The sequence below is a fragment of the Halobacillus sp. H74 genome (assembly GCF_052246715.1).
GTDB lineage: Bacteria > Bacillota > Bacilli > Bacillales > Halobacillaceae > Halobacillus > Halobacillus litoralis_A.
The window spans coordinates 20,761-47,419 of the sequence record NZ_JBQQCI010000002.1; the positions used below are offsets into that span (position 1 = coordinate 20,761).

Genomic DNA, 26,659 nt, shown 5'->3' on the forward strand with positions numbered 1-26,659 from the left:
CTGTAGAAACGCATCGGAAGGGTGTCTGGAAATAAGGAGAAATGCCCGTTATGGAAGAGAGAAAAGTGGTTTCCATAGAAGATCGCATACCGAAACTGAAGCAGACGAGGCGCAAAAAGGCGAATCGTCGGTTGATCTTGTATTTGACTATTCTATTTATACTGATTGCGACAGTGGTTTATCTCCAGTCGCCACTTAGTAATGTTCGAAATATCAGCGTAGAAGGCCAATATCACGTCTCTGAAGAAGAAATTATTGAGCTTGCTGGAATTACGACAGATACGAATTATTGGAAAGTTGATGAAGAAGAACTGAAGGATCAAATTGAATCACACAAAGAAATCACTTTTGTTTCCGTGGATAGGTCATTTCCGAACACAGTGAAAATAGAGGTGGAAGAGGCTGAACGAATCGGCTATGTGCAACAGGATGGTGGGTTCTATGCCATTCTGGAAGACGGTTCCAAGCTGGATGATGCGACATCAGTCCAGGGCGGGGATGCTCCCATCCTTGTCGGCTTTAACAAAGAAACATATTTGAAAGAAATGTCCAAAGAACTGAAGGATCTTCCGGCAAGTGTTTCCCATTTGATCTCTGAAATTCATTGGGATCCGAAAGAGGGAAACCCTTATCAAATCATGCTTTATATGAATGATGGATTTCAGGTCGAAGCATCAATCCGGAGCTTTTCAACAAAAATGCCATCCTATCCTTCGATCGTTTCTCAATTGGACGAAGGGGCTGAAGGGGTCATACACATTGATGTAGGCGCCTATTTTGAGGAATTCCCAACCGAAGAAAGTAACGCGGCAGAGGAAGAGGAGAGTACAGATGAAGCCGAAGGGTAGATCTGTCATCCTGTCGTTGGTTTTGCTCGTATCGGGGTTTCTCATCAGTTTCAGCTATCAACAGACGAAAAGTGAGCCTGAAATGGTGCAGCTGAACGATTCCCAATGGGAAAAAGAATATTTCTACCAACAACAGCTGCTGGATATGGAGGAAAGGAACAAGCAACTCCGTGATGAACTGAAGAGCAAACGTGAAGAAATTCAAGGGTATGAAAATGAATGGGCCGACCGTGAACAGGTGGTCGTAGATTTTGTTGAACGAAAGAAGAAACTGCAGATGCTCGCAGGCGAAATTCCTATCCAGGGAGAGGGAGTACAAGTGACCCTTAGCGATGCGGCGTATATCCCTGAAGAGGATCAGGCCAATCAATACATCGTTCACGAAAGTCATATCCACAAAGTTCTTAATGAACTCCTGAGCGCAGGAGCAAAAGCGGTTGCTATAAATGGTCAGCGGTATATGAAAGATAGCTATATTGCATGTACCGGTCCTGTCATTACTGTGGACGGTGTTCAGCATCCTGCTCCTTTTGTGATTTCCGCTATCGGTGATTCAGATGTCCTTTCCTCCAGTTTGAAATTGACAAGAGGTGTACTGGATCAACTCGGCAATGAAAATGTAGAAGTCGAGATTACAGAAGAGCAACGCATCGAAATGGATGCAAGGCTGTCGACTGAAGGGTGAACAACATGCCAAGAAGAACAAAGTGGCTGGTTTCTTTCGTCTGTCTTTTTTTCGGCTTCATGGTGGCAGTTCAATTCCAAACTACATCGCATGAAGCTGATATACGGGATACGAGAGATAAATGGGAAGTCCGTGAAGAGCTTAAACGTCAGCAAGATGCCCAACAGGATCTTCTTGAAAAAATATCAGACGCCGATCAGACTATAGAAGATTATGAGGAACAATCCTCTGAAGAACAGATGGGGACTTTGAAAGAATCGATAGCATCTTTGGAAAAGAGAATCGGCCTGGTGAAGAAGGAAGGGGAGGGGGTAGTGATCACAATTGCTCCTATCTTCGAAGAAAGCTTGACGGAACAAACCTACCCCTTACTTTCCCAGCACCTACTGACTCGTTTGTTGAATGAGCTCAACACTTATGGAGCTACAGATGTCAGTATAGGGAATGAGCGTATTACAAACATTTCACCGATCAGGGATGTGAATGGTGCGACATATGTCAATAACAGACCTGTCGGTTCACTGCCTGTCACCATGAAGGTACTTGCAGAAGACCCTCAAAAGTTAAGAGATTATATGAATGGTAGTCCCACTCAGGACATTTTCAATATGGACAACATGGAAATACGATTTGAGCTGAAGGAGCAGGTGACTTTACCACAATACGATGCACCGCTCCATTTAGAAATATTAGAAGAAGCTGGTGGTTAATGTGTGGTTGCCGATTTTATTCTTAGTCATCGGTCTATCTTTGGGCATCTTGACAGATATGCGGATTCCTGATGCCTATTCGGATTATTTGTCCATCGCCGTTTTGGCAGCTTTCGATACATTGTTCGGCGGTATTCGGGCACACCTTGAGAAGGCCTTCGATGAAACGGTATTTCTGACGGGGTTCTTCTTTAATATTTCTTTGGCAGCGCTATTGGCTTTCATTGGTGTCCAATTAGGAGTGGATTTGTACTTGGCAGCTGTCTTCGCTTTCGGTTTTCGGCTGTTTCAAAATTTAGCCATTATCCGAAGAAAACTCATCGACCAGAAATTACTAACGAAAATCAGAAAAAAATAAGCGTAATTAAGAGGAAATTCACGAAAGTCTGTGGAAAACAACTAATGAACTAGTTTTTTTCTCATAAACCGTTCATTTTTTCCACACAATATATCAATTCATTTACGTTTGTATTTCAAAGATTGTTTTTTTGACGTGAATTCGATATGCTTTGAACTACTCATATGGCTTGTTACAGGAGGTGCGTCACTGGTGAATCAAAATGAAATTTTAGTAAGTTTAGATATAGGTACAAGTCGAATCAAAGTGATCATAGGAGAAATTATGAATGACAGCCTCAATATTATTGGGGTAGGCACTGCCAAATCGAACGGAATGAAAAAAGGCGCGATCGTAGACATCGATCAAACGGTGAATTCGATACGATCCGCTGTTGAACAAGCAGAGCGTATGGTGGATATGACAATCGACCGTGTCGTTGTCGGTGTGAACGGAAACCACATTCAACTTCAACCGTGTCATGGTGTAGTGGCAGTTTCGAGCGAAAGCAGAGAAATCGGTAATGAAGATATTACTAGAGTCATCGATGCTGCCCAGGTCGTGTCTATTCCTCCAGAACGCGAGATCATTGATGTCATCCCGCGTCAATTCATCGTGGATGGACAAGATGAAATTACAGATCCACGCGGTATGATTGGCGTCCGTCTGGAAATGGAAGGCATGATCATTACCTGCGCGAAGACCGTTTTACATAATACGCTTAAATGTGTGGAACGAGCAGGGCTGGAAGTGTTGGATGTATGCTTGCAACCGTTAGCTTCTGGAACTGTCTCACTATCTGGAGATGAAACCAACCTCGGAGTTGCCTTGATTGATGTAGGGGGAGGTTCGACAACCATCTCCGTTTTCGAAGAAGGTCATTTGAAAGGGACGAGCATGGTGCCTTTCGGCGGAGATAATCTAACCAAAGATTTGTCAATCGGGCTGAGGACATCGACCGAAGAAGCAGAGCAGGTGAAAATCGAGCACGGCCATGCATTTTTTGATGATGCCAATGAAGAGGAAAATTTTTCTGTCACGATTATCGGAAGTAATCGGCAGCAGGCATTCAATCAATTGCAAATCTCTGATATGATTGAAGCTAGACTAGAAGAAATTTTGGTCTTTGCTGCTGAAGAAATTCAAAGGATGGGTGTACGAGAGTTGCCAGGTGGTTTTGTACTGACTGGCGGCGCGATGAATATGCCGGGTGTTCTTGAACTTGCCCAGGATGTATTTCATGCCAATGTGAGACTCGCCATTCCGGATTATATCGGCGTACGTGAACCTCAGTTCACTAGTGGAGTAGGAATCTTGCAATTCGCGTATCGTAATGCGAAAATACAAGGAAAAGAGATGTTTCCTTCCGTATCAGATGACTACCATGAAAAACCGCAACCTAAAAAGCAAAAACGTACGGCTAAGCAACAACAGCCTAAGGAAGAAAATGAAAAATCAGAGAAGAAAAAGGAATCAGGCTTCAGTAATCTTTTGAAGTATTTCTTTGATTAATGAACAAGTTTGAGTCGGTCGATGGACGGACGAACCAATAAATCTTGTAATCTCGTGTATTAGGAGGAACGGAAGATGTTAGATTTTGATACAAGCATGGACTCACTAGCAACCATTAAAGTAATCGGAGTAGGTGGCGGCGGAAGCAATGCTGTCAACCGAATGATCGAGCACGGTGTCCAAGGCGTTGAATTCATCGCTGTCAACACGGATGCACAGGCATTGAACCTTTCTAAAGCGGAAGTGAAAATGCAAATCGGCGGCAAATTGACACGCGGACTGGGTGCAGGTGCCAATCCGGATGTCGGTCGCAAAGCTGCTGAAGAAAGCAAAGAACAACTCGAAGAAGCTCTCCAGGGTGCGGATATGGTATTCGTAACAGCTGGTATGGGTGGCGGAACAGGTACAGGAGCGGCTCCTGTCATCGCTCAAGTTGCCAAAGAACTTGGTGCTTTGACTGTTGGTGTCGTTACCCGTCCGTTCACATTTGAAGGCCGCAAACGTTCTACACAAGCGAGTGGCGGTACTGAAAGCCTTAAGGGCGCAGTAGATACATTGATCGTTATTCCTAACGACCGTCTGTTAGAAATCGTTGACAAAAACACACCAATGCTTGAAGCTTTCCGTGAAGCGGATAACGTACTGCGACAAGGTGTACAAGGTATTTCAGATTTGATCGCTGTACCAGGGTTGATCAACGTAGACTTTGCCGACGTGAAAACAATCATGGTCGACAAAGGTTCTGCATTGATGGGAATTGGTATTGCGACAGGAGAAAGCAGAGCAGCCGAAGCAGCGAAGAAAGCCATCTCCTCACCACTACTCGAAACATCCATTGATGGTGCTCATGGCGTCTTGATGAATATCAGTGGAGGAGCGAATTTGAGCCTTTATGAAGTCCAGGAAGCTGCTGATATCGTAACCTCTGCGGCAGACCAGGAAGTGAATGTCATCTTCGGTTCAGTGATCAATGAAAACTTGAAAGACGAAATCGTAGTGACAGTGATCGCTACTGGGTTTGATGAAGCACAAATTGAACAGGGTCAACAGAAAAAACGCCCGACATCAAATCCTGTGCACCAATCTAAGCCGATCGAACAACAGAAAGAGCGTCCCGTACGAGAAGAACAACCTCGCCGGCAAGCGCCTCAACCACAACAACAAAAGCCGAATCAAGAAGAAGACACTCTTGATATCCCGACTTTCTTAAGAAATCGTAATCGTCGCAGATAATATCACGAAAATCCCGCTGCACTCTCCCAAGTGCAGCGGGATTTTTTATGTCTTCTTTTTCATTTTATTCAACTATCTGCCAGGATAGCGTAAGACTCGATTCCTAGGTGACCGGGGTTCAATGTCGTATGGAGTGTCTACCAGGACGATTCCGCATTTGAACACTTTCCTGTGGGAGATCTGGCAAGCTTCCTCGGGCGGGAGCTCGCCTACCTCCTTCTCTCACGGGAGTCTCGCTGCTTCTTCACCAGCCCATTTAAAGCTAAGTGTTTACGCTCTCCGGGTTCTCACCTAAATCGCTCATCCCGCAGAAGTCTGGACGTTCCCTCGTGCACCTTGCCATGTGTAGAATTATCGTAAAGATAGAGCCTTTTCATGGAAGCTCCAATCTCTTTTGCAGGGCAGTTTCGATGTTCTCATTAGACTAATGGGTTATGGGGAACCGCGAGACTCCAGTGGGAAAAAAGGGCATGGTGAGACCCCGGAAGGCGTTAGCCTGAGGAGGCTCACCGCACTCCCACGGAAAGCGAGTGGTTCCCAGCAACCCATTCTCCAACCCAAGGTATTTCGAAACTGAGTATTCATGTTGAGTGAAGTTAGATCTTCATGGGAAGGCTGGGAATATTCTTTCCATGCTTCTACAAAACTTGCTAGTGACAGGTTCAGATTATGACAGACTTTTTAAGTGGACAGGCTTATACTTTTGGTAACAGCAGACATGGAAGGAGGAGAGGGGATTATATACCTTGATGCTGTTTGGTTGCTCAATCTGTTGATGGATGGAATGATTCTATCGCTTACACAGGGGATGACAAGAGCGAAATCATCAAGAACACGAATGCTCTCAGGTGCTTTTATCGCCTCGGCGATTGTCCCGATTACGATTTATATGCCTGATTCGTGGTTGGTGAGCAGTGTAGGGAAAATCACTTTTTCAATGCTCATCATTTGGGTTACCTTTTCTTTTACCTCTCTCCGCGCGTTTTTTGTCCAATGGATCAGCTTTTATTTTATTACCTTTGCCATCGGTGGAAGTATGATGGGCGTGCATTATTTTCTAGCGACAGAAATCAACGTCCAGGGAGGAACAGTCGTTACATTCAGTGGTGGGTACGGGGATCCAATCAGTTGGTTGTTTGTTCTAGTCGGGTTTCCTTGTTCTTATTATTTTACCAAATGGCGTTTGAGTCAAGTCAGTGTTCATCGTATGAAGCTTGAGGATATTTATGAGGTAACAGTGGAATGGAACGGACGTTCAGCACATTGTAAAGGGTTGGTAGATAGCGGCAACCAATTGATAGACCCGGTCAGCCGCCGAATGGTATTTCTCGCAGACCCGTTTGTGTGGAACCAATTTTTCGAAAAAGATGAGCTGAACCTTTTAGAAGTAGATAATGTGCTCACATCTATGGATAAGCTGTCTGAAGAGGTTCAATCCTCGATACGATTAGTTCCGTATCAAGCCGCTGGTGTCAGTGGAAAGTTGTTGGTGACGTTGCTTGTCGACAAGATCAGCGTGAGAACAAGTGAAGGAGATTTAGAGATGAAGCACCCGTTACTCGGGGTGCAGCATCAAGATTTGACCCATGATCGACTTTATCAAATGCTTATTCATCCGCACTTGATGGTAAAAGGGAAATCAGCATGATCCAGGAGGGGGATTCAATGTTTAAGTGGTTCTTTAAGGCCAGGTTATGGTATTATCGTTTACTTATGAAGCTGGGTATCAAACAGGACGAAATTTATTATATCGGAGGGAGTGAAGCTTTACCTCCACCTCTATCCAGAGAAGAAGAAAAGGAATTGCTGGAACTACTGCCAAAGGGAGATAAAGCAGCGAGGGCGATGTTGATCGAACGCAACCTCCGACTCGTCGTGTATATCGCTCGTAAATTCGAAAACACAGGGTTGAATATAGAAGATCTGATAAGTATCGGTACGATCGGTTTAATCAAAGCAGTCAATACGTTTGATCCTGAGAAAAAAATCAAACTCGCTACTTACGCTTCCCGCTGTATCGAAAATGAAATTTTAATGCATCTTAGAAAAAGCAATAAACTTAAGACTGAGGTTTCCTTTGATGAACCTCTCAATGTCGATTGGGACGGGAATGAATTGTTACTTTCGGATATTTTAGGGACTGATGAGGATATCATCACAAAGGGAATTGAAAAGAAAATCGATAAAAAATTATTGTTGTCAGCCCTTGAGCAGCTGAACGATCGTGAAAAACAAATCATGGAATTGCGATTCGGACTAATTGGAAAAAAAGAAAAAACTCAAAAAGATGTGGCAGATATGATGGGAATTTCACAGTCTTATATATCAAGGCTTGAAAAGAAAATCATCCGGAGGCTGCAGCGCGAATTTGATAAGATGGTGTAATTATAATGTCATGAGTCATGCATAATTTTTCCTCCCAGGGAGATACTGAGAACTGATTACAGCTTCCTGGGAGGGTCTTACATTGACACGACATAAAGTAGAGATATGCGGCGTAGATACATCAAAACTTCCGGTACTGAAGAATCCAGAAATGAGGGCCCTGTTTGAACGCTTGCAAAGTGGAGAAACTGAGGCCAGGGAAACATTAGTCAACGGAAATCTTCGTTTAGTATTGTCCGTCATTCAGCGCTTTAATAATCGAGGAGAATACGGGGATGATTTATTCCAAGTCGGTTGTATTGGACTAATGAAATCCATCGATAATTTCGATTTGAGCCATAATGTGAAATTTTCTACTTACGCGGTACCGATGATTATCGGCGAGATTCGCAGATACTTACGGGATAATAATCCTATCCGTGTCTCAAGGTCACTTCGGGACACCGCTTACAAAGCTTTGCAGATGCGCGAGAAGATGATCGGTGAAACAAGTAAAGATCCGGCCCCACATGAAATTGCTGAACGCATGGGAGTTCCCCCTGAAGATGTCGTTTTTGCGATGGATGCGATTCAGGACCCGGTTTCTCTCTTTGAGCCGATTTACAATGACGGTGGAGATCCGATTTTTGTCGTCGATCAACTCAAAGATGATCGTGAAAAGGATTCCGTCTGGCTGGATGAGCTGTCATTAAGAGAAGGAATGAAGAAACTGAACGACCGAGAAAAAATGATTTTGAATAAACGTTTCTTCCAAGGTAAAACCCAAATGGAAGTAGCAGAAGAAATCGGGATTTCACAAGCACAAGTGTCCCGTCTAGAAAAAGCGGCCATCAAAGAGATGAATTCTTCCATGTTTCAATAATGGAAAAATGCTTCTATCTCTGTGAGCCCTAGAGTTATGCATCAAATAACGAAGCCGAATTGGACGATTTTATCGTCCAATTCGGCTTCTTTTATCATTTCGATGAAACATTTGGGCACTTACTCCTCCATGTGCTTTAGTATTCGCTTTTTATTGACGGTGAATATTCCACTGTCTCTTGTACACGCAGAGGTTGGGACATAACCCTTTTAAAATGAATAAAACGCAGGAAATCTGATATGAAAATCTTGATTTACTGCGTTTTTATTTTGATGATTTCACTCTTTTAACCTTATGTCCCAGTCTCTTTTTTGATTCGCCTCGTTGATTCAACGGCAAGCATCCACCGACAAGCGATTCGTGAGAAGCAACACCAAACAATAACAGTTCCTCTAGATTGAAAAGGGTTTATCAGTAGCCTCGTCTCTGCAGAAATGTTTTTTTGTGGAATAAGCGGTTATGCATTATCAACCTTACTTAGCTTTTCTAAGCACTCCATTTACGCTTTTCTATTCTCGGCTATCTCTGCATATAGTAAAAGTGAGGAGTGTGATTAAATATGAAAATCACGGAGCTTCAAATGAAAGATGTTATTGCAATGGAAACAGGAGAACGCTTAGGTTATATCAGTGACTTGGATATCGATACTCAGCGAGGTCGGCTGCAAGGGCTCGTGTTGACTCTTAAAGGGAAGGCAATGGGCCTTTTTGGAAAAGAAGAAGAAATGGTGATTCCATGGGACCAAATTGTCAACATCGGTGCAGATGTGATTTTAGTGAAAAAATCCGGCTATAAAGGTATTTCCACATCCCAAAAGACAGATTCAGACGAATAAAACAAGAAATAAGCTGAATTATGTGTTAAAATGGAGTGAAATTGAGGTGGTGTAAAAGTGGAACCCTTCAAACAGAAATCCAACAGACGACTTACTTGCTATGACCGATCTTCGAGAGTGCTAGCAGGTTTAACAACTAGAAATGGCGGGCATAGCCCAAGGCCTTATGAAACTTTAAACATGGGGCTCCATGTCGATGATGAAAAGGAAAATGTTTTAGAAAACAGGAGGAGACTTGCAGAGGAGCTGGGTGTGTCCCTTGATCAGTGGGTCATCGGAGAACAGGTCCACGGTACAGGAGTGAAAGCTGTCGGTCACACATATGCTGGGGCAGGGACTGACTCTTTGAGTACAGCTGTCCAGGGTGTGGATGGTTTGATCACTAATGAGCCTGGACTTTTATTAGCGGCCTTCTATGCGGACTGTGTTCCTTTATTTTTTTACGACTCCAAAGCCGAGTGGGTGGGAGTCGCCCATGCGGGGTGGAAAGGAACCGTCAACGGAATGGCCGGGGAGATGATCGAAGCGCTTGCAGAGCAAGGCTGTCTACGTGAAAACATTCATATCGTAATCGGCCCTTCCATCGGGATGAAACATTATGAAGTCGACCAAAAAGTTATTGATAAAGTGCCGGATGTTCATAGGGACAAGTGTATTACGCAAAACACCAACGGAAAATATCAACTGGATTTAAAAAACCTCCACCGGCAGATGATGATAGAAAAAAAGATACCTGCTGAAAATATCCAGGTATCGGGATTTTGTACATACGAGGAAAATGATTTATTTTATTCCCATCGGCGGGACCAGGGAAAAACGGGGCGGATGCTCGGTTTTATTGGTTTGAGGACTTGATTGACGGGAAGGAGTATCGGAATGACGGTCGAAGAGAATTTGGCAGCCATTGAAGAAAAAATCAGACAAGCATGTAAGAATTGTGGACGCCCTATAAATGAAATCACCATCATAGCAGTGACTAAATATGTCTCGACTGAAAGAGCGCAGGAAGCTTTGGATGCAGGGATCAAGCATTTAGGTGAAAACCGTAAAGAAGGACTGCTTGAGAAGTATGAAGCCATTGGTGCAAATGCAACTTGGCATTTTATCGGTACGCTGCAATCGAGAAAAGTGAAAGATGTAATCGAGCAAGTATCGATGATCCATTCTCTCGATCGGAAATCGCTGGCGAAAGAAATCAATAAAAGAGCGGTTTCACCGGTGCCATGTTTCTTACAAGTCAACATCAGTGAGGAAGAATCGAAACATGGTGTACAAGCATCTGAAGTAGAAGCATTTGTGGAAACCCTTCAAAATTATGAAAATGTCAAAATCGTAGGCTTAATGACCATGGCCCCTCATACAGATGATGAAGAGCAGCTGCGGGGTGTTTTCCGTCAGTTGAGAGCACTCAGGGACAGGGTTAGGGCCAAGAACTATTCCCATGCGCCTTGCGAATATTTATCTATGGGGATGAGCAATGATTATTCACTTGCCATTGAAGAAGGTGCTACACATATACGGATAGGATCAAGCCTTGTCGGGGAATAAAACTAAACAGAGGTGATCATGATGAGTATGAAAAATAAATTCCGTTCTTTTTTCACGCTGGACGATGAATATGAGTACGTTGAAGAAGAAGTCGAAGATGAGATGGAAGAGGATTATAACCAAAAGCGAAGTGCAAAAAAACAGGATCAAGGTAATGTAGTAAGCTTGAAGAGTGCCAAAAGTTCATCCAAAATGGTATTGAGTGAACCGAGCAGTTATAATGAAGCACAAAACATTGCCGATCAGCTTGTGAACCGCAAAGCTGTGGTGATCAATTTACAACGTGTCGATCATCAACAGGCGAAAAGGATAGTAGATTTTTTAAGTGGGACGGTATATGCTATAGGTGGAGACATTCAAAAATTGGGGTCTCAAACATTCCTATGCACTCCAGATAATGTGGAGATTTCTGGATCCATTTCAGAAATAATTTCACAGGAAGACGATGACATGAATAGAAGGTGGTAACCCATGGCGTTTTTGTTTAACATTTTAATGACAGCACTACAAATATACAGTTGGATTCTCATTATCTATATCCTGCTGTCCTGGTTTCCTGGAGCGAGAGAGTCCAGCTTCGGAGAGGTCCTGGCTAAATTGGCGGAACCCTTCCTGGAACCGTTCCGCAAGATTATTCCTCCACTAGGTATGATCGATATTTCACCGATCGTCGCCATTCTTGTACTGCGTTTCGCGTCAGCAGGTCTTGGTGAATTGTATCAAATGATCATGGGACTTTAATACGAGGAACAGATTGTAGAGCAACTAACCTCGCTCTGGTATCTGTTCCTTTTAGTGATTATGGAGGTTGTTGCGGATGTCAGACATTTATCAGCATTTTCGAAAAGAAGAGCGCCCATTTATCGAGCAGGTCCTTTCCTGGCAAGATGATGTCAGCATGAAGTACCAGCGTAAACTGACTGATTTTTTAAACCCGAGGGAGCAGATGATTCTCCATGCCATTATGGGTAATGATGCGGATCTAGTGTATGGAATGGAGGGTGGGGGTGAACAGAGCGAACGAAAACGGGCGATTATTGCTCCGGATTATGAAGTCGTCGAAACAGATGACTTTAAGCTCACATTACTTGAAGCCACCTATCCTGTAAAATTCATAACTCTTGAACATAGGGATGTCCTTGGTGCTTTCATGTCCCTAGGGATAAGGCGTGAGAAACTCGGTGACCTAGTGGTACAGGATGGAAAAATACAAATCACCACAGCTGAAGAAATCAGTGATTACATCAAAATGAACCTCACAGGTATCAAACGCTCAACTGTCCAGTTTGAAGAAAAGCCGATGACAGAACGCTTGGAAAGTGAAGAGACCTGGTTGACGAAAGAAACAACGGTCTCCTCCTTGCGGCTTGATGTAATGGTGAAGGAAATTTATGGGATGTCCCGTAAAAAAGCAAGTCTTTTTATTGAAAGCGGCCAAGTGAAGGTCAACTTCCGTACGGTTGAAGATACCGCATTTTCATTAGAAGCAGGGGATCTCATTTCTCTTCGGGGAAAAGGGAGAAGCCGTTTGGATGATGTTCTCGGTCAGACTAAGAAAGAGAAGTATAAAGTGACGACAGCTAAATTAAATTAATTGTTACGGAAAGCAGGATTTAGTAGGTTCATGTCGAACCATTAACGTAATGGATTGAGTTGAGGAGGTGGTTGGTGTGCCTTTAACACCACTGGATATTCATAACAAAGAATTCACAAGAGGATTCAGAGGGTACGATGAAGACGAAGTCAATGAATTTCTAGACCAGGTAATCAAAGATTATGAAATTGTCATTCGTCAAAAGAAAGAGTTAGAACGTGAGGTGGATCAGCTGAACGAACGGCTTGGTCATTTCAATAATATCGAAACGACTTTGAACAAGTCGATCCTCGTTGCCCAGGAAACAGCAGAAGATGTGAAGAACAGTGCGAATAAAGAATCGAAGCTGATCGTCAAGGAAGCGGAGAAGAATGCAGATCGCATCATCAATGAAGCATTGGAAAAATCACGCCGCATTTCAATTGAAGTGGAAGAGATGAAAAAACAGGCGAAAGTGTTCAAGATGAGATTACGGATGCTTGTTGAAGCCCAAATCGACATGATTGAAAATGATGACTGGGACCATTTGTTTGACACAGAAATCGAGGATGAGACAGAAGTCAAAAGAGAAATGGAAAAAGAGTACAGTTCTCAACAGTCGTAAAGAGTTGGTGTACATATTGAAATCATCCATTTTATTTTACTAAGGTGCCGCCCCGGAGCGGCACCTTTCCTATTTGTTTTTTTAAGCCAGGGCCTATCTTTTTATGATACAATAACCTGGGAATAAGTTTCATGGAGGACGCTTATGTATGTGTATTATATAATCGCCATTCTGCTCATTTTTATCGATCAATGGACAAAATGGCTCGTAGTGACAAAAATGGATATCGGACAAAGCATACAAATCATTGAGAACTTCTTTTATTTGACTTCACATAGGAATCAGGGTGCAGCCTGGGGGATTTTGCAAGGCCAAATGTGGTTCTTCTATATCATTACAGTCGTTGTCATAGGCTTTGTCATTTATTATCTCCATCAATACGGAAAAGAAAGCCGGTTTATCGGCATCGCCCTTTCTTTGATTTTGGCAGGGGCCATCGGTAATTTCATCGATCGTGTGTTCCGGAAAGAGGTTGTCGATTTCGCGAATACGTATATCTTTTCTTATAATTTTCCCATTTTCAATGTTGCTGACTCAGCTCTGGTAATCGGCGTCATTTTCGTAATGATCGCTACGTTCATTGATGAGCGGAAAAAGAAAGGAAGTTTGAACTCTTGAGTGAAAAATATGTGGTAACAGAAAACGATCAATCCAAGCGAATTGATAAACTTTTGACTGAAGTCATTCCAGATTCATCCAGGTCTCAAATTCAAGGCTGGTTGAGAGACCATGTCGTCCTTGTAGATGGGAAAGCTGTGAAAAGTAATTATAAAGTCCAGCCAGAAGATACGATCACCTGGGCTGTACCTGAACCGGAGCCAATGGATATTCTCCCTGAGAAAGTCGATCTTCATATCGTGTATGAAGATGAAGACGTCATTGTCGTCAATAAGCCGTCCGGGATGGTGATCCACCCGTCTGCAGGGCATCATTCAGGAACACTTGTAAATGCTTTGCTTTATCATTGTACAGACCTTTCAGGAATCAATGGAGTCGAACGTCCCGGAATCGTGCATCGGATTGATAAAGACACGAGTGGTCTTATCATGGTTGCAAAAAATGACCGCGCCCACAAATCTTTGGCTGAACAACTTTCAAAGAAAACAGTGGAGCGGAAATACGAAGCCATCGTGCATGGGGAAATCCATCACGAATATGGTACCATCGAAGCCCCGATCGGACGTGACACGAAAGATCGCCAGAAAATGGCGGTGGTGGATGGTGGGAGAGATGCAGTTACACATTTCAGGGTACTGCGTCACTTCACAGACTTTACGTTGGTAGAATGTACTCTTGAAACAGGAAGGACTCACCAAATACGGGTCCATATGCGCTATATCAGTCATCCGCTTGCCGGTGATCCTAAATACGGTCCGCGAAAAACATTGGATTTGAACGGACAGGCGCTCCATGCCAAATCTCTTGGTTTTGAACACCCGAGAACGGGCGAGTGGAAGAAATTCGAAGTCGAACCACCGCAGGACTTCAAAGAAACGCTCTCCTATTTAGAAACAAAAGAATTGTAAGCCGCCGTATAGTTTTGCGACTTTACCGGTAGGAACACACAAAGCACCCTTGACAAAGCATGAAAGCTTTGACATAATCATCAATAGAATTGAACAGACCTTTAAACACAGTCCCGTGAGGCTGGAAAGGTGACGATGGATGCACAAACTGTGTGTATCAGGAGCCCCTTTTCTGCCTTTATGCGGAAGAGGGGCTTTTTCTATGACGAGGGAGGAAACAGTTATGAACCCAAAAGCTACCGTGCTTGATGATGCAGCGATTCGCAGAGCATTAACGCGGATATCTCATGAAATCATCGAAAAGAACAAAGGAATTGAAGACCTCGTACTAGTCGGAATCAAAACCAGGGGTGTTCCGATCGCCCAGCGGTTAAAGCATAAAATCCAGGAAATAGAAGGGGCGGATCTGCCGGACGGAGAGCTGGATATCACCCTGTATAGGGATGATCTGACGCCACAGGAAAACGAAGCGGAGCCACAATTGAAAGCTACGAATATCCAGGCAGATATCGACGGTAAAAAAGTTATCCTTATTGATGATGTGCTATACACAGGTCGGACTGTGCGTGCCGCAATGGACGCCCTGATCGACCTTGGGCGTCCAAGTCAAATCCAGTTGGCCGTATTAGTGGATCGCGGCCATCGCGAATTGCCGATCCGGGCGGATTATGTCGGTAAAAATGTACCGACATCGCTTGATGAGATCATCACTGTCACGCTCTCTGAAACAGACGAGATGGATGAAGTGAAAATCTACGATAAGTAAATAATTTCTGACCTTTAATAGAAGTCCCGTGAGGCTTAAAAGGTTCGTAATGATGCTCATGTCTTTGTACATGACTACCTCTTTGCGTACTTTTAAGCGCAAAGAGGTTTTTTTATGGGAAACGGATGGTCAAAGGGAAAAATATATTGCTGGATGGGAATGAAAGGCTCGCTTCCCAAGGCGGCCTTCATTGATTACAAAGGAGGAAATAAATCATGAAACAACACGAAGCAGCTCTGGATGTAAATGAAGTACCTAAAATGCATAAATGGCTGACACTCAGTTTACAACATTTATTCGCAATGTTCGGAGCGACCATCCTCGTTCCGTTCTTAACAGGATTATCACCATCGGTAGCCCTTGTTTCAAGCGGTTTTGGTACACTTGCTTATCTTTTGATCACAAGAGGAAAAGTCCCAGCCTATCTGGGGTCGAGCTTTGCTTTTATTTATCCAATCATCGAAGTATCAAAATCAAGCGGAGTTGCCGGAGCGATGGTCGGGAGCTTCCTCGCAGGTCTGGTTTACGGTTTAGTCGCACTCTTAATCTCTATATTCGGAACGAAATGGTTGATGAATTTACTTCCTCCGATTGTTGTCGGACCAGTCATTATTGTGATCGGTCTCGGGCTTGCTTCAACTGCCATCGACATGGCGATGTATCTGCCTGGCCAGGAAGAAAATGTGTATAGCGGCACACACTTCATGGTCGCCTTAGTGACCTTAGCCATCACGATCATTGCTTCGATTTTCTTTAAAGGCTTCTTCTCCTTACTGCCGATTCTTTTCGGGATTTGCGGGGGATATGCCTTTGCCTTCACTCAGGGAATTGTCGACACAAGCGCAATCCAAGCGGAATGGAGTGCCATTACCAGCGCGGGGTCATTAGCTGGTCTCCTTTCAGCCATTTTCAAAATGCCCGAGTTTGTCGTCCCTTTCGTCGATTTTTCTCCGATGGATGTGATCAGCTGGGAAATCGCCTTTCTGATGGTACCATTTGCCCTTGTAACGATCACCGAGCATACAGGGGATCAAATGGTCTTATCCAAAGTCGTCGGGAAGAATTTTTTGAAAAATCCCGGGCTTGATAAATCAATTCTTGGGGACGGTGTGGCAACATTCATCGCCTCATGCCTGGGTGGACCGCCAAATACGACTTATGGTGAGAATATCGGTGTATTAGCTATCACTCGTGTGTACAGCGTCTTCGTCATCGGAGGAGCGGCTGTCATTGCCATAGTCTTCGGATTTATCGGCATGGTGACCGCAGTCATCAGTTCGATCCCGACGGCGGTCATGGGAGGCGTATCCATCCTGCTTTTCGGAATCATCGCCTCAAGCGGGCTCCGTATGCTGATCGACAATCAAATTGATTTCGGCGAAAAAAGGAATTTGATTGTCGCCTCTGTCATCCTGGTCATCGGGGTAGGCGGCGCATATATCCAAGTGACAGATCGGGTGCAGATTGCTGGAATGGCTCTTGCAGCTATCATCGGAGTTATTTTGAACCTGATTCTTCCAGGTAAAGAGAAAGGGCGTGGAAACGGCAGCATGTTTGAAGCGCCGGAGCTTGAAAATGAAAAGAACAAGGAATATGTAGCGTAAATACAACCAACACTCAAACACGTTTTAACCGGGTCCCGTGAGGCTCAAAAGGTGTACGAGGGATTGGCTCGTTCGGCATGCGACGAGCAGAGCACCCCCGACACCAGGGGGTGCTCTTTTTATCCTTTGATATATCTATTAATAATAGATTGGAGAGATGAGAATGCCTGCAATTAAGACATTGCATCACTTGTTGTCAATGAAACACATGACGAACGACAAAATTCACCACCTGTTTTCCATTGCAAGGAAAATGGAACAGATGAAGGAGATTCCCTCCTTCAAGGGAAAGTTCGCTGCCAATTTGTTTCTTGAACCAAGCACAAGGACTAAGAGCAGTTTTCACATCGCTCAACGGAGACTTGGAATGGATGTGCTCCAATTGGACGGTACGGATTCAAGCCTAGTAAAAGGAGAAAGTTTATACGACACTTTGAAGACACTTGAGTCCATTGGTGTGGAGCTCGCTGTCGTCCGTCAATCGGAATCCGGGCTGTTAGATCATTGTGCAGAAGGATTGAACCTTTCCTTAATTAATGCCGGTGATGGTTGCGGGGAACATCCGACGCAGTCACTGCTCGACCTGTACACGATCCATGAACATTTTCAATATTTCCAAGGCTTAGATGTCTGCATTGCTGGTGATTTGAAACACAGTCGTGTGGCCAGGTCCAACGCCTTTGCATTAAAACAGCTGGGCGCCAATGTGTTTTTTGTAACCAAACCTGAATGGCAGGATGATTCCCTTTCCAACCATTACATTACGATGGATGAGGCGGTTGATCGTTGTGACGTTTTGATGCTGCTGAGAATCCAACATGAGAGGCATGAGAAAGGGGATGCGACATCCTCCTACCTGAAGGACTTTGGCCTGACGATAGAAAGAGAAGCTCGAATGAAACCTGACAGCATTATCCTGCATCCAGCACCTGTGAACAGGGGAGTCGAGATTGACAGCTCGCTCGTCGAATCAGGAAAGTCGAGGATTTTCAAGCAAATGGCCAACGGCGTAAATGTAAGAATGGCCGTAATCGAAGCACTTATGAAAGGGGAACTATAAATGAAAATGAAAATAACGAATGGAAAGCTCTTGGAAAATGGGAGTTATATTATCGGTGAGGTCCTGATCGATCAAGGTACGATCGTCGAAACTGGCGAAGAAGTGGGAGAGGCAGATGCCACGATTGATGCGAAGGGTAACCTGATTTTACCGGGATTAGTAGATGTCCATGTCCATTTAAGGGAACCTGGAGGGGAAGCTAAAGAAACGATTCTTACCGGGACAAAATCAGCAGCCAAGGGTGGTTTTACGACTGTATGCGCGATGCCGAACACAACACCTGTTCCGGATTCAGCAGCAGTCATGGATGATGTGCTTGAAAGAATTGATAAGGATGCACGAGTGAGAGTGCTCCCTTATGCTTCCATCACAACCCGTCAAATCGGAAGTGACCTTGTTGATATGGATGCGTTAAGTGAGAAAGGAGCGTTCGCCTTCACTGATGATGGTGTAGGGGTGCAGTCCGCGGGTAAGATGTATGAAGCCATGAAAGAAGCCAGCCGTTTGAACAAAGCGATTGTGGCTCACTGTGAAGATAATACCCTCCTCTATAAGGGGGTCTCCCACCTCGGTGAAGTGAGTGAACGTTTGAATTTGCCTGGAATTGCGAACATAGCAGAGTCTGTGCAGATCGCCAGAGATGTTTTGTTAGCAGAAGCAACAGGGTGTCATTACCATGTATGCCACGTATCAACGAAAGAATCCGTCCGCGTCATCCGCGATGCAAAAAAGGCGGGTATAAAGGTGACTGCAGAAGTTACACCACACCACTTACTTCTGAATGAAAGTGACATTCCGGAAGATGATGGTTTTTACAAAATGAACCCGCCTCTCCGTTCAAAAGAGGATCAGCAAGCATTGATTCAAGGGTTGTTGGACGGGACGATCGACTTTATCGCGACAGATCATGCGCCACATACAGAAGAAGATAAGCAACAGGGTTTTTTATCCTCCCCTTTCGGAATTACTGGATTGGAAACAGCATTTCCACTTTTATATACCCATGTGGTCGAGAAGGGACTTGCACCGATGGAACAGTTGATTGACTGGCTGACCATCAAGCCGGCAGAAACTTTCGGTTTGCCTTATGGAACATTAAAGACAGGAGCGCCCGCTGACTTGACGATTGTTGATTTAGATAAAAAGGAAGCGATTGACAGACACAGGTTTTTGTCAAAAGGAAAGAACACACCTTTTCATGGATGGACAGTGAAAGGGTGGCCGGTACTTACTATTGTCAACGGAAATATAGTGTGGGAGGAGACTTCATATGAGACAACTCGTGCTTGAAGATGGAACAGTATTCGCAGGTGAGGGATTCGGGAGTGATAGAGAAAGTATCGGGGAAGTCGTTTTCAACACTGGAATGACTGGATATCAGGAAGTGATTTCTGACCCTTCCTACTGTGGACAGCTTGTTACCTTCACTTATCCACTGGTCGGAAATTATGGAATCAACCGGGATGATTTTGAAACGGTCAACCCGGCTATACTCGGTGTGATTGTTAAAGAACATTGTGAGCATCCTTCCAATTTCAGAAGTGAAGAAACGCTTGATGCTTTTCTGAAAGCTAAAAACATTCCCGGAATCAGCGGGATCGATACGAGGAAATTAACCAAAATCATCCGCCAGCACGGCACGATGAAAGCGATGCTCACAACCACCGACCGCTCACTTGAAGAAACTTTAAAAATTCTCGAAAGTACTCCTTTACAAAGAGACCAGGTCAAACAAGTGTCTACGGTCAAGCCATATGTCGTTCCAGGCAGAGGAAAACGAATCGTACTGATGGATTTTGGAATGAAGCATGGAATCTTACGTGAATTCACAAAGCGTCACTGTCATGTCACTGTCGTCCCTTACCATACCTCAGCAGAGGAAATTGAACGCCTGAAACCGGATGGGGTGATGTTATCTAATGGACCTGGGGACCCGAAAGACGTACCGGAAGCGATTCAGACGATCCGCCAGCTGATCACCCGCATGCCTGTGTTCGGTATATGTTTAGGTCATCAATTGATTGCTCTTGCTTGTGGGGGAGATACTTCTAAGATGAAATTCGGCCACCGGGGTGCCAATCAGCCAGTTAAGGATTTAGGTACAGGAAGGACATATATGACTTCACAAAACCACGGCTATGCCGTAGATCGGCACTCTTTGGAGCAGACAAATTTGACTGTTACACAATTCTCTTTAAACGATGAGTCGGTAGAAGGATTGAATCATAACCATCATCCGGTCTTCAGTGTCCAGTATCATCCTGAAAGCTCACCAGGGCCAGAGGATACCGCCCACTTGTTCGATGAATTTTTGACCAGAATTAAGAATGACCAAACGACATTAAAGGAGGATGCCTCATGCCTAAGCGTACAGATTTAACAAAAATTCTTGTCATCGGTTCTGGACCGATCGTCATTGGTCAGGCAGCAGAGTTCGATTACTCAGGGACACAAGCTTGTCAATCTTTGAAAGAAGAAGGGTATGAAGTCATTCTAGCAAACTCGAATCCGGCAACGATCATGACAGATCATACGTTTGCAGACCAAGTTTATATGGAACCGCTCACCTTGGAATTTTTACAAAAGATCATCCGTAAAGAGAAACCTGAGGCAATTCTGCCGACGCTTGGAGGTCAGACAGGGCTGAATCTTGCCGTAGAGCTGAGTGAATCAGGAATCCTTGATCAATATGACGTAGAGCTGTTAGGAACACCTCTGGATGCCATTCAACGAGCAGAGGACAGGGAGAAGTTCCGTTCGTTGATGCATGAAATGGACCAGCCTGTGCCGGAAAGTGAGATTGTCAGTTCAGTAGAAGGGGCGTTGACTTTCGCAGAAGAGATCGGCTACCCGGTCATTGTAAGACCTGCTTATACGATGGGAGGAGCCGGCGGCGGGATGTGTGATGACGAAGCACAGCTGAAAGAAACAGCGAGAAACGGATTGGCATTATCACCTGTCAATCAGTGCTTAATTGAAAAGAATATCGCTGGATTCAAAGAAGTTGAATATGAAGTGATGCGTGATCACCTTGATAATAAAATCGTCGTTTGTAACATGGAGAATTTCGATCCCGTCGGTATTCATACAGGAGATTCTATAGTCGTCGCTCCTTCACAAACGCTCAGTGATCGGGAATACCAGATGTTGAGAAATGCTTCACTGGAGATCATTCAGGCATTAGAAATCGAAGGAGGCTGCAACGTCCAGCTTGCTTTAGACCCGCACAGTTTCCAGTACTACATCATAGAAGTCAATCCAAGGGTCAGTCGTTCTTCCGCACTCGCCTCAAAAGCGACCGGCTATCCGATTGCTAAGCTGGCAGCCAAGATCGCTGTCGGCATGACTCTGGATGAAATCAAGAATCCAATCACCGGGACAACTTACGCCTGTTTTGAACCAGCACTTGATTATGTAGTCACAAAAATCCCCCGGTGGCCATTTGATAAATTCGCCAAAGGAAACAGGAGCCTTGGTACACAGATGAAGGCGACGGGTGAAGTGATGAGCATCGGGCGTACGCTGGAAGAATCTCTTTTGAAAGGGGTCCGTTCCCTGGAAGGAGAGACAGAAGAGCTTTACTTGAATTCAGCATTGAAACTATCAGAGGAAGAACTTTGCTCACGTATGAAACGTGCGGACGATGAGAGAATCTTCCTATTGGCAGAGGCTTTAAGAAGAGGCTATCGTTTAGATGAGATCCATGATATGACAGGCATTGATTACTTCTTCTTACACAAACTGAAGCGAATCATAGATTTGGAAAGAGAAATAAGTCAACATGGACTCACTTCAGGGGTACTGGAATCAGTGAAAAAGACTGGCTTCTCTGATCAACAAATTGCAAGGTTAACAGGAACGACCGCATCAGAAGTTTTACAAGTGAGAAGAGAGAGAGGCATCCGTCCGGTTTATAAAATGGTCGACACTTGTGCAGGGGAATTCGTTTCTGAAACTCCTTATTTTTATAGCAGTTATGAAGACGAAAATGAATCCATTGCTTCATCGAACAAAAAAGTGCTCGTTATCGGCTCCGGACCCATCCGGATCGGTCAAGGAGTCGAGTTCGACTATGCGACTGTCCACTCAGTGCTGGCACTGAAAGAAATGGGTTATGAAGCTATCATTATGAACAATAACCCAGAGACGGTTTCCACAGACTTCAGTGTCTCAGATAAATTGTATTTTGAACCACTGACACTTGAGGATGTCATGAATGTCATCGATTTAGAGCAGCCAGAAGGAGTCATCGTACAATTCGGTGGTCAGACAGCTATCAACCTTGTGGATGAATTAACCAGTGAAGGAGTCAGGATTCTCGGAACAACAATGGAGTCGATCGACCAAACAGAAGACCGCGATTTATTCGAACAGTTGCTGAACAAACTTGAAATCCCTAAACCAGGAGGAGAAAGCGTCACAAGTGAAGAAGAAGCTTACAAGGCAGCTGAGAAAATCGGTTATCCTCTAGTTGTACGACCATCCTACGTACTTGGTGGGCGGGCGATGGCAATCGTCTATTCAGATGAGGAATTAGAATCTTATTTAGAAAACAATGTAACTGTTCATAATGGTCATCCGATATTGATTGATAAATATATGACAGGGATGGAAATAGAAGTCGATGCGATTTCAGATGGAAAAGATGTTTTTATTCCTGGGATTATGGAACATATTGAACGCGCAGGGGTCCATTCAGGGGATTCCATGGCTGTTTATCCGACCCAGCGCCTCACACAAGAACTTGAAAACCAATGTGTGGAAGCGACAACGAAAATTGCCCGCGAACTGAATATGAAAGGATTGATCAATATTCAGTTCGTCGTTTTCAAAGGGACAGCTTATGTGCTTGAAGTCAACCCACGGGCGAGCAGAACAGTACCTTTCTTAAGTAAGATTACAGGGGTGCCTATGGCGAGGCTGGCTACTCAAGTCATCCTTGGTGATTCTTTACAGGCACACGGGTATAGTTCAGGGGTAGCCCGTAAACCGGACGGCGTCTATGTGAAAGTCCCTGTGTTCTCATTTGAAAAACTGCGTAGTGTTGATACAACGCTGGGACCTGAAATGAAATCGACCGGGGAAGTCATCGGGTATGATCAGACACTTGAAAAAGCCCTTTACAAAGGAATGACATCAGCAGGATTGAAAATCCCCACTCAAGGCTCTGTACTCTTGACAGTAGCAGATAAAGATAAAGGAGAAATGCTTGAGATTGCGCGCACCTTTTACGAACTTGGTTTCAGACTGTTTGCTACAGAAGGAACTGCTACAATCATTCAACAAGCGGATATTCCAGTGGAGGCGGTCGGGAAAGTAGGCTCAGATCAGCGCGACGTCATCGATTTGATCCAGACAGGCGAGGTACAAGTCGTCGTGAACACACTGAACAAGGGGATGCGTGCAAGGTCGGACGGCTTCAGAATTCGTCGGGAAGCGGTCGAGCATGGCATCGCTTGTCTGACAAGCCTGGATACAGCTAAGTCGATTGTTGATGTCATCAACGCTATGTCCTTCAGTGCTCGAGCCATCACCCCGATGGAAGGAGTGACCGAATGAAACGTGAACTAATGGAGATCACTGAGCATCATTTGGTTGCGAAAGATACGTATCGGATGATTCTTAAAGGGGCTATGGCTGATGAGGTAGTGCAACCTGGTCAGTTTGTCCATATCCGAATCGGCAGTGATTACTATTTGAGAAGACCGGTTTCTATATGTGATATTGACCCGCAAAATGGCACAATGACTCTTCTATATAAAGTGTTGGGTAAGGGGACAGAAGCTTTGACAGAAAAAAAGGCAGGTAACCAATTGGATGTGCTTGGTCCAGGAGGGAAAGGGTTTCCGGTCGATGAGGTCGAATGTAAACATGCGCTCCTCATCGGCGGAGGCATCGGTGTACCGCCACTCTATAACCTGGCAAGACAGCTGAGAGATAAAGGTATCCACGTCACCAGTATTTTAGGATTCCAATCCCGATCTGATGCCTTTTTGATAAAAGAATTCGGTGCGCTGGGCGACGTGTTTGTGACCACGGATGATGGAACGCTTGGTCATCAAGGAAGAGTTACAGATCTGCTTGCTGATCTGCAAGGAACATTCGATATGTACTTCACCTGCGGTCCGACAGTTATGTTGAAAGCAGTTTCTCATGAGCTTCCAGATGTTCCCGGATATATTTCGATGGAAGAACGGATGGGCTGCGGCATAGGGGCATGTTTTGCTTGTGTAGTTGAATCGCATGATGAGAAAGGCTACAGGAGAATTTGTTGTGATGGTCCTGTCTTTGATTCCAGGGAGGTTGTTTTAAAATGAATATGAACCTATCACTGCCAGGCTTAACTTTGAAGAATCCAATCATGCCTGCCTCCGGGTGTTTCGGGTTCGGGAAAGAGTTCGCACAATTTTACGAGTTGTCCGAGCTGGGAGCCGTCATCATGAAAGCGGCAACCGCAGAAAAGCGTTTCGGAAATGATACACCAAGGGTTGCTGAAGCCTCCAGCGGTATGTTGAATGCGATCGGTCTGCAAAATCCAGGAGTGGAAGGGATCATTACAGAAGAAATTCCATTTTTGAAAGAACACGGCATGCCGATCATTGCTAATGTCGCTGGAGGAACGGTGGATGAATATGTAGAGGTCGCTGAAAAAATATCGGAACATGTAGATGCACTAGAACTGAACATTTCCTGTCCAAATGTGAAAGAGGGTGGTGTCCAGTTCGGTACAGACGCAGGTCTTGCCGAAGATGTGACTAGACGTGTCGTTGAAGCAAGCCGTGTGCCTGTCTATGTGAAGCTCTCACCGAATGTAACGGACATTATAACTATGGCAAAGGCTGTAGAAGTGGCGGGAGCAAGCGGTTTGTCCATGATCAATACATTGACGGCAATGCGAATCGATCCGAAAACAAGAAAGCCGATCCTGTCAAATAAGACAGGTGGGCTCTCAGGCGCCGCCATCAAACCTGTGAGCATCCGGATGATCCATCAAGTATATGAAGCGGTCAACTTGCCGATTATCGGTATGGGTGGTATTGAAAGTGCTGAAGATGTCATTGAATACCTTCTCGCTGGGGCAAGCGCCGTAGCGGTCGGCAGTGCCAACTTCAAAAACCCTTTAATATGTAAAGAAATCATTGATGAGTTACCAAATACGCTGCAAAAATATGGCTTCACGTCGGTGGAAGAAGTTATTGGAGGTGCACATGATGAGTCAACTGAAAACCGTGTATTTCGCTCTTGACTTTGAAACAGGAATTGAAGCTGTTCAATTTTTGAAAAAACACCGTCTGGAAGGAATTCCTGTCAAGGTGGGGATGGAGCTTTTTTATCGAGAAGGACCTGAAGTGATCACCCAATTGAAACAACAGGGGCATGACATTTTCCTCGACTTGAAGTTACATGACATCCCGGAAACTGTCAGACGGTCGATGCGTAATATAGCAAAGCTGGATGTTGATGTTGTCAACGTCCATGCTCAGGGCGGCACAACGATGATGAGAGCTGCAAAAGAAGGACTGGAAGAAGGTGCGCAAGGAAAGCGCCCACTACTACTTGCTGTGACAATGTTGACATCCTCCGATCAAACGATGGTGGAAGAGGAATTGCTGCTTTCACATAAGCTCCCAGAAGTGGTCCGTCATTTTGCCGAGATTGCGGAAAAGAGCGGAATGGACGGAGTCGTTTGTTCGGTTGAAGAAGCAGAACTGGTAAAAACACACACCAACCTTTTAACATTGACTCCTGGCATCCGACCGAATGGTGGGGAGACCCATGATCAAAAACGTGTAGCAACACCAGAAGTCGCACATGAAAAAGGGAGTGACGCCATCGTTGTCGGACGGGCGATCAGAGAAGCGGACAATCCGGCAGCTGCATATGAACAGATCAAGGAGGCTTTCCATAATGAAGAACCAACAACTCATCAGTGATTTACTAGCGATCGGTGCGGTCAGAATAGAAACGGAAGATTTTTTCACTTGGACCTCTGGTATTAAGTCACCGGTTTATTGTGATAACCGGTTGACAATGTCTTACCCGAAGATACGAAGGCAGATTGCAGAAACGTTCGTAAAAAAAATCAACAGGATCGAGCCGGCTATCGGTGTGATAGCTGGCTGTGCCACAGCTGGCATCCCTCATGCTGCCTGGGTAGCAGACCAGATGGACTTGCCGATGGTATATGTACGATCTTCTGCTAAGAAACACGGCAAAGGCAATCAAATTGAAGGCCAGATTGAATCAGGTCAGAGAGTTGTTGTCATTGAAGATCTGATTTCCACAGGAAAGTCTTCCATTGCAGCAGCAGATGCATTGGAAAAAGCGGGAGTAGAGGTCGTGGAAGTTTTATCGATCTTCACCTACGGATTGAAAAGAGCGGAGGAAGCATTTACGGAAAAGGGTTACACCTATAGTGCCATCGCAAGCTATGAGAACCTTCTTGATCAACTTGTAGAAGAGAACGTCATGAAAGCAGATGAGCGTAAGCTGATGGAAAAATGGCGCCAGGACCCTTATGTTTTTACACAATCTTAAAAAACCAGGAGT

The 26,659-nt window shown here is 44.7% G+C and carries 28 protein-coding genes; all 28 read left to right on the plus strand.

Annotated features, from left to right (window positions below; translation table 11 throughout):
* Window positions 1–50 precede the first annotated feature (50 nt).
* The 28 genes from ACTWPX_RS03315 to pyrE all read left to right on the plus strand — a co-directional run bounded on the left by ACTWPX_RS03315 (window position 51) and on the right by pyrE (window position 26,647).
* Window positions 51–848 (plus strand): cell division protein FtsQ/DivIB, encoded by a 798-nt coding sequence (locus tag ACTWPX_RS03315; RefSeq protein WP_443118508.1) that lies wholly within the window; start codon window positions 51–53, stop codon window positions 846–848.
* Window positions 832–1,533: a DUF881 domain-containing protein gene (locus ACTWPX_RS03320; RefSeq protein ID WP_443118509.1), complete on the plus strand. Its 702-nt coding sequence runs from the start codon at window positions 832–834 to the stop codon at window positions 1,531–1,533. Before ACTWPX_RS03315 ends, ACTWPX_RS03320 begins: the two co-directional genes overlap by 17 nt.
* A gap of 5 nt (window positions 1,534–1,538) precedes the next feature.
* Window positions 1,539–2,243, plus strand: a complete 705-nt coding sequence (locus tag ACTWPX_RS03325; protein WP_443118510.1) for a DUF881 domain-containing protein — start codon at window positions 1,539–1,541, stop codon at window positions 2,241–2,243.
* 1 nt (window position 2,244) lies between these two features.
* The gene (locus tag ACTWPX_RS03330) at window positions 2,245–2,601 is read left to right on the plus strand and encodes a small basic family protein (RefSeq protein ID WP_128522853.1); all 357 of its coding nucleotides are present in this window, start codon (window positions 2,245–2,247) and stop codon (window positions 2,599–2,601) included.
* A gap of 192 nt (window positions 2,602–2,793) precedes the next feature.
* Complete coding sequence (gene ftsA, locus ACTWPX_RS03335; RefSeq protein ID WP_128522852.1) at window positions 2,794–4,092, plus strand: cell division protein FtsA; 1,299 nt, start codon at window positions 2,794–2,796, stop codon at window positions 4,090–4,092.
* A gap of 75 nt (window positions 4,093–4,167) precedes the next feature.
* On the plus strand, window positions 4,168–5,325 hold the full coding sequence (ftsZ, locus tag ACTWPX_RS03340; protein WP_443118511.1) for a cell division protein FtsZ: 1,158 nt from the start codon (window positions 4,168–4,170) through the stop codon (window positions 5,323–5,325).
* Between the two features lie 703 nt (window positions 5,326–6,028).
* The gene (spoIIGA, locus tag ACTWPX_RS03345; protein WP_443118512.1) at window positions 6,029–6,973 is read left to right on the plus strand and encodes a sigma-E processing peptidase SpoIIGA; all 945 of its coding nucleotides are present in this window, start codon (window positions 6,029–6,031) and stop codon (window positions 6,971–6,973) included.
* A gap of 17 nt (window positions 6,974–6,990) precedes the next feature.
* A complete protein-coding gene (sigE, locus tag ACTWPX_RS03350) occupies window positions 6,991–7,710 on the plus strand; it encodes an RNA polymerase sporulation sigma factor SigE (protein ID WP_128522849.1) in 720 nt (239 codons plus the stop codon).
* An 82-nt stretch (window positions 7,711–7,792) separates the two neighbouring features.
* On the plus strand, window positions 7,793–8,572 hold the full coding sequence (sigG, locus tag ACTWPX_RS03355; protein ID WP_443118513.1) for an RNA polymerase sporulation sigma factor SigG: 780 nt from the start codon (window positions 7,793–7,795) through the stop codon (window positions 8,570–8,572).
* Window positions 8,573–9,131: 559 nt separating this feature from the next.
* Window positions 9,132–9,407 carry a YlmC/YmxH family sporulation protein gene (locus ACTWPX_RS03360; protein ID WP_443118514.1) on the plus strand — a complete coding sequence of 92 codons (276 nt, stop codon included), beginning with the start codon at window positions 9,132–9,134 and terminating at the stop codon, window positions 9,405–9,407.
* 57 nt (window positions 9,408–9,464) lie between these two features.
* A complete protein-coding gene (pgeF, locus tag ACTWPX_RS03365; protein ID WP_443118515.1) occupies window positions 9,465–10,262 on the plus strand; it encodes a peptidoglycan editing factor PgeF in 798 nt (265 codons plus the stop codon).
* 21 nt (window positions 10,263–10,283) lie between these two features.
* Window positions 10,284–10,955, plus strand: a complete 672-nt coding sequence (locus ACTWPX_RS03370) for a YggS family pyridoxal phosphate-dependent enzyme (RefSeq protein WP_443118516.1) — start codon at window positions 10,284–10,286, stop codon at window positions 10,953–10,955.
* Window positions 10,956–10,976: 21 nt separating this feature from the next.
* Window positions 10,977–11,423 (plus strand): cell division protein SepF, encoded by a 447-nt coding sequence (locus tag ACTWPX_RS03375; protein WP_443118517.1) that lies wholly within the window; start codon window positions 10,977–10,979, stop codon window positions 11,421–11,423.
* Between the two features lie 3 nt (window positions 11,424–11,426).
* On the plus strand, window positions 11,427–11,696 hold the full coding sequence (locus ACTWPX_RS03380) for a YggT family protein (protein ID WP_128522843.1): 270 nt from the start codon (window positions 11,427–11,429) through the stop codon (window positions 11,694–11,696).
* A 76-nt stretch (window positions 11,697–11,772) separates the two neighbouring features.
* Window positions 11,773–12,549: a YlmH family RNA-binding protein gene (locus ACTWPX_RS03385; protein ID WP_281975608.1), complete on the plus strand. Its 777-nt coding sequence runs from the start codon at window positions 11,773–11,775 to the stop codon at window positions 12,547–12,549.
* A gap of 76 nt (window positions 12,550–12,625) precedes the next feature.
* Window positions 12,626–13,153, plus strand: a complete 528-nt coding sequence (locus tag ACTWPX_RS03390; protein WP_128522841.1) for a DivIVA domain-containing protein — start codon at window positions 12,626–12,628, stop codon at window positions 13,151–13,153.
* 144 nt (window positions 13,154–13,297) lie between these two features.
* Window positions 13,298–13,771 carry a signal peptidase II gene (gene lspA / locus ACTWPX_RS03395; protein WP_443118518.1) on the plus strand — a complete coding sequence of 158 codons (474 nt, stop codon included), beginning with the start codon at window positions 13,298–13,300 and terminating at the stop codon, window positions 13,769–13,771.
* Entirely contained in the window at window positions 13,768–14,679 is a 912-nt protein-coding gene (locus tag ACTWPX_RS03400) for an RluA family pseudouridine synthase (RefSeq protein ID WP_443118519.1), read from the plus strand. Before lspA ends, ACTWPX_RS03400 begins: the two co-directional genes overlap by 4 nt.
* 223 nt (window positions 14,680–14,902) lie before the next feature.
* Window positions 14,903–15,445 carry a bifunctional pyr operon transcriptional regulator/uracil phosphoribosyltransferase PyrR gene (pyrR, locus tag ACTWPX_RS03405; RefSeq protein ID WP_443118520.1) on the plus strand — a complete coding sequence of 181 codons (543 nt, stop codon included), beginning with the start codon at window positions 14,903–14,905 and terminating at the stop codon, window positions 15,443–15,445.
* 215 nt (window positions 15,446–15,660) lie between these two features.
* Window positions 15,661–17,049: a solute carrier family 23 protein gene (locus ACTWPX_RS03410; protein ID WP_281975604.1), complete on the plus strand. Its 1,389-nt coding sequence runs from the start codon at window positions 15,661–15,663 to the stop codon at window positions 17,047–17,049.
* Between the two features lie 181 nt (window positions 17,050–17,230).
* Window positions 17,231–18,109 (plus strand): aspartate carbamoyltransferase catalytic subunit, encoded by an 879-nt coding sequence (locus ACTWPX_RS03415; protein WP_443118989.1) that lies wholly within the window; start codon window positions 17,231–17,233, stop codon window positions 18,107–18,109.
* Window positions 18,110–19,399, plus strand: coding sequence for a dihydroorotase (locus ACTWPX_RS03420; RefSeq protein WP_443118521.1), 1,290 nt, complete (start codon window positions 18,110–18,112; stop codon window positions 19,397–19,399).
* Window positions 19,380–20,489: a carbamoyl phosphate synthase small subunit gene (locus tag ACTWPX_RS03425; protein WP_443118522.1), complete on the plus strand. Its 1,110-nt coding sequence runs from the start codon at window positions 19,380–19,382 to the stop codon at window positions 20,487–20,489. Before ACTWPX_RS03420 ends, ACTWPX_RS03425 begins: the two co-directional genes overlap by 20 nt.
* Window positions 20,468–23,668: a carbamoyl-phosphate synthase large subunit gene (carB, locus tag ACTWPX_RS03430; protein WP_443118523.1), complete on the plus strand. Its 3,201-nt coding sequence runs from the start codon at window positions 20,468–20,470 to the stop codon at window positions 23,666–23,668. Before ACTWPX_RS03425 ends, carB begins: the two co-directional genes overlap by 22 nt.
* The gene (locus ACTWPX_RS03435; protein WP_443118524.1) at window positions 23,665–24,426 is read left to right on the plus strand and encodes a dihydroorotate dehydrogenase electron transfer subunit; all 762 of its coding nucleotides are present in this window, start codon (window positions 23,665–23,667) and stop codon (window positions 24,424–24,426) included. The genes carB and ACTWPX_RS03435 overlap by 4 nt, the downstream gene beginning before the upstream one ends.
* The gene (locus ACTWPX_RS03440) at window positions 24,423–25,355 is read left to right on the plus strand and encodes a dihydroorotate dehydrogenase (protein WP_443118525.1); all 933 of its coding nucleotides are present in this window, start codon (window positions 24,423–24,425) and stop codon (window positions 25,353–25,355) included. The genes ACTWPX_RS03435 and ACTWPX_RS03440 overlap by 4 nt, the downstream gene beginning before the upstream one ends.
* Window positions 25,321–26,043 carry an orotidine-5'-phosphate decarboxylase gene (gene pyrF, locus ACTWPX_RS03445; RefSeq protein WP_443118526.1) on the plus strand — a complete coding sequence of 241 codons (723 nt, stop codon included), beginning with the start codon at window positions 25,321–25,323 and terminating at the stop codon, window positions 26,041–26,043. The genes ACTWPX_RS03440 and pyrF overlap by 35 nt, the downstream gene beginning before the upstream one ends.
* On the plus strand, window positions 26,018–26,647 hold the full coding sequence (gene pyrE / locus ACTWPX_RS03450; protein ID WP_443118527.1) for an orotate phosphoribosyltransferase: 630 nt from the start codon (window positions 26,018–26,020) through the stop codon (window positions 26,645–26,647). Before pyrF ends, pyrE begins: the two co-directional genes overlap by 26 nt.
* Window positions 26,648–26,659 lie beyond the last annotated feature (12 nt).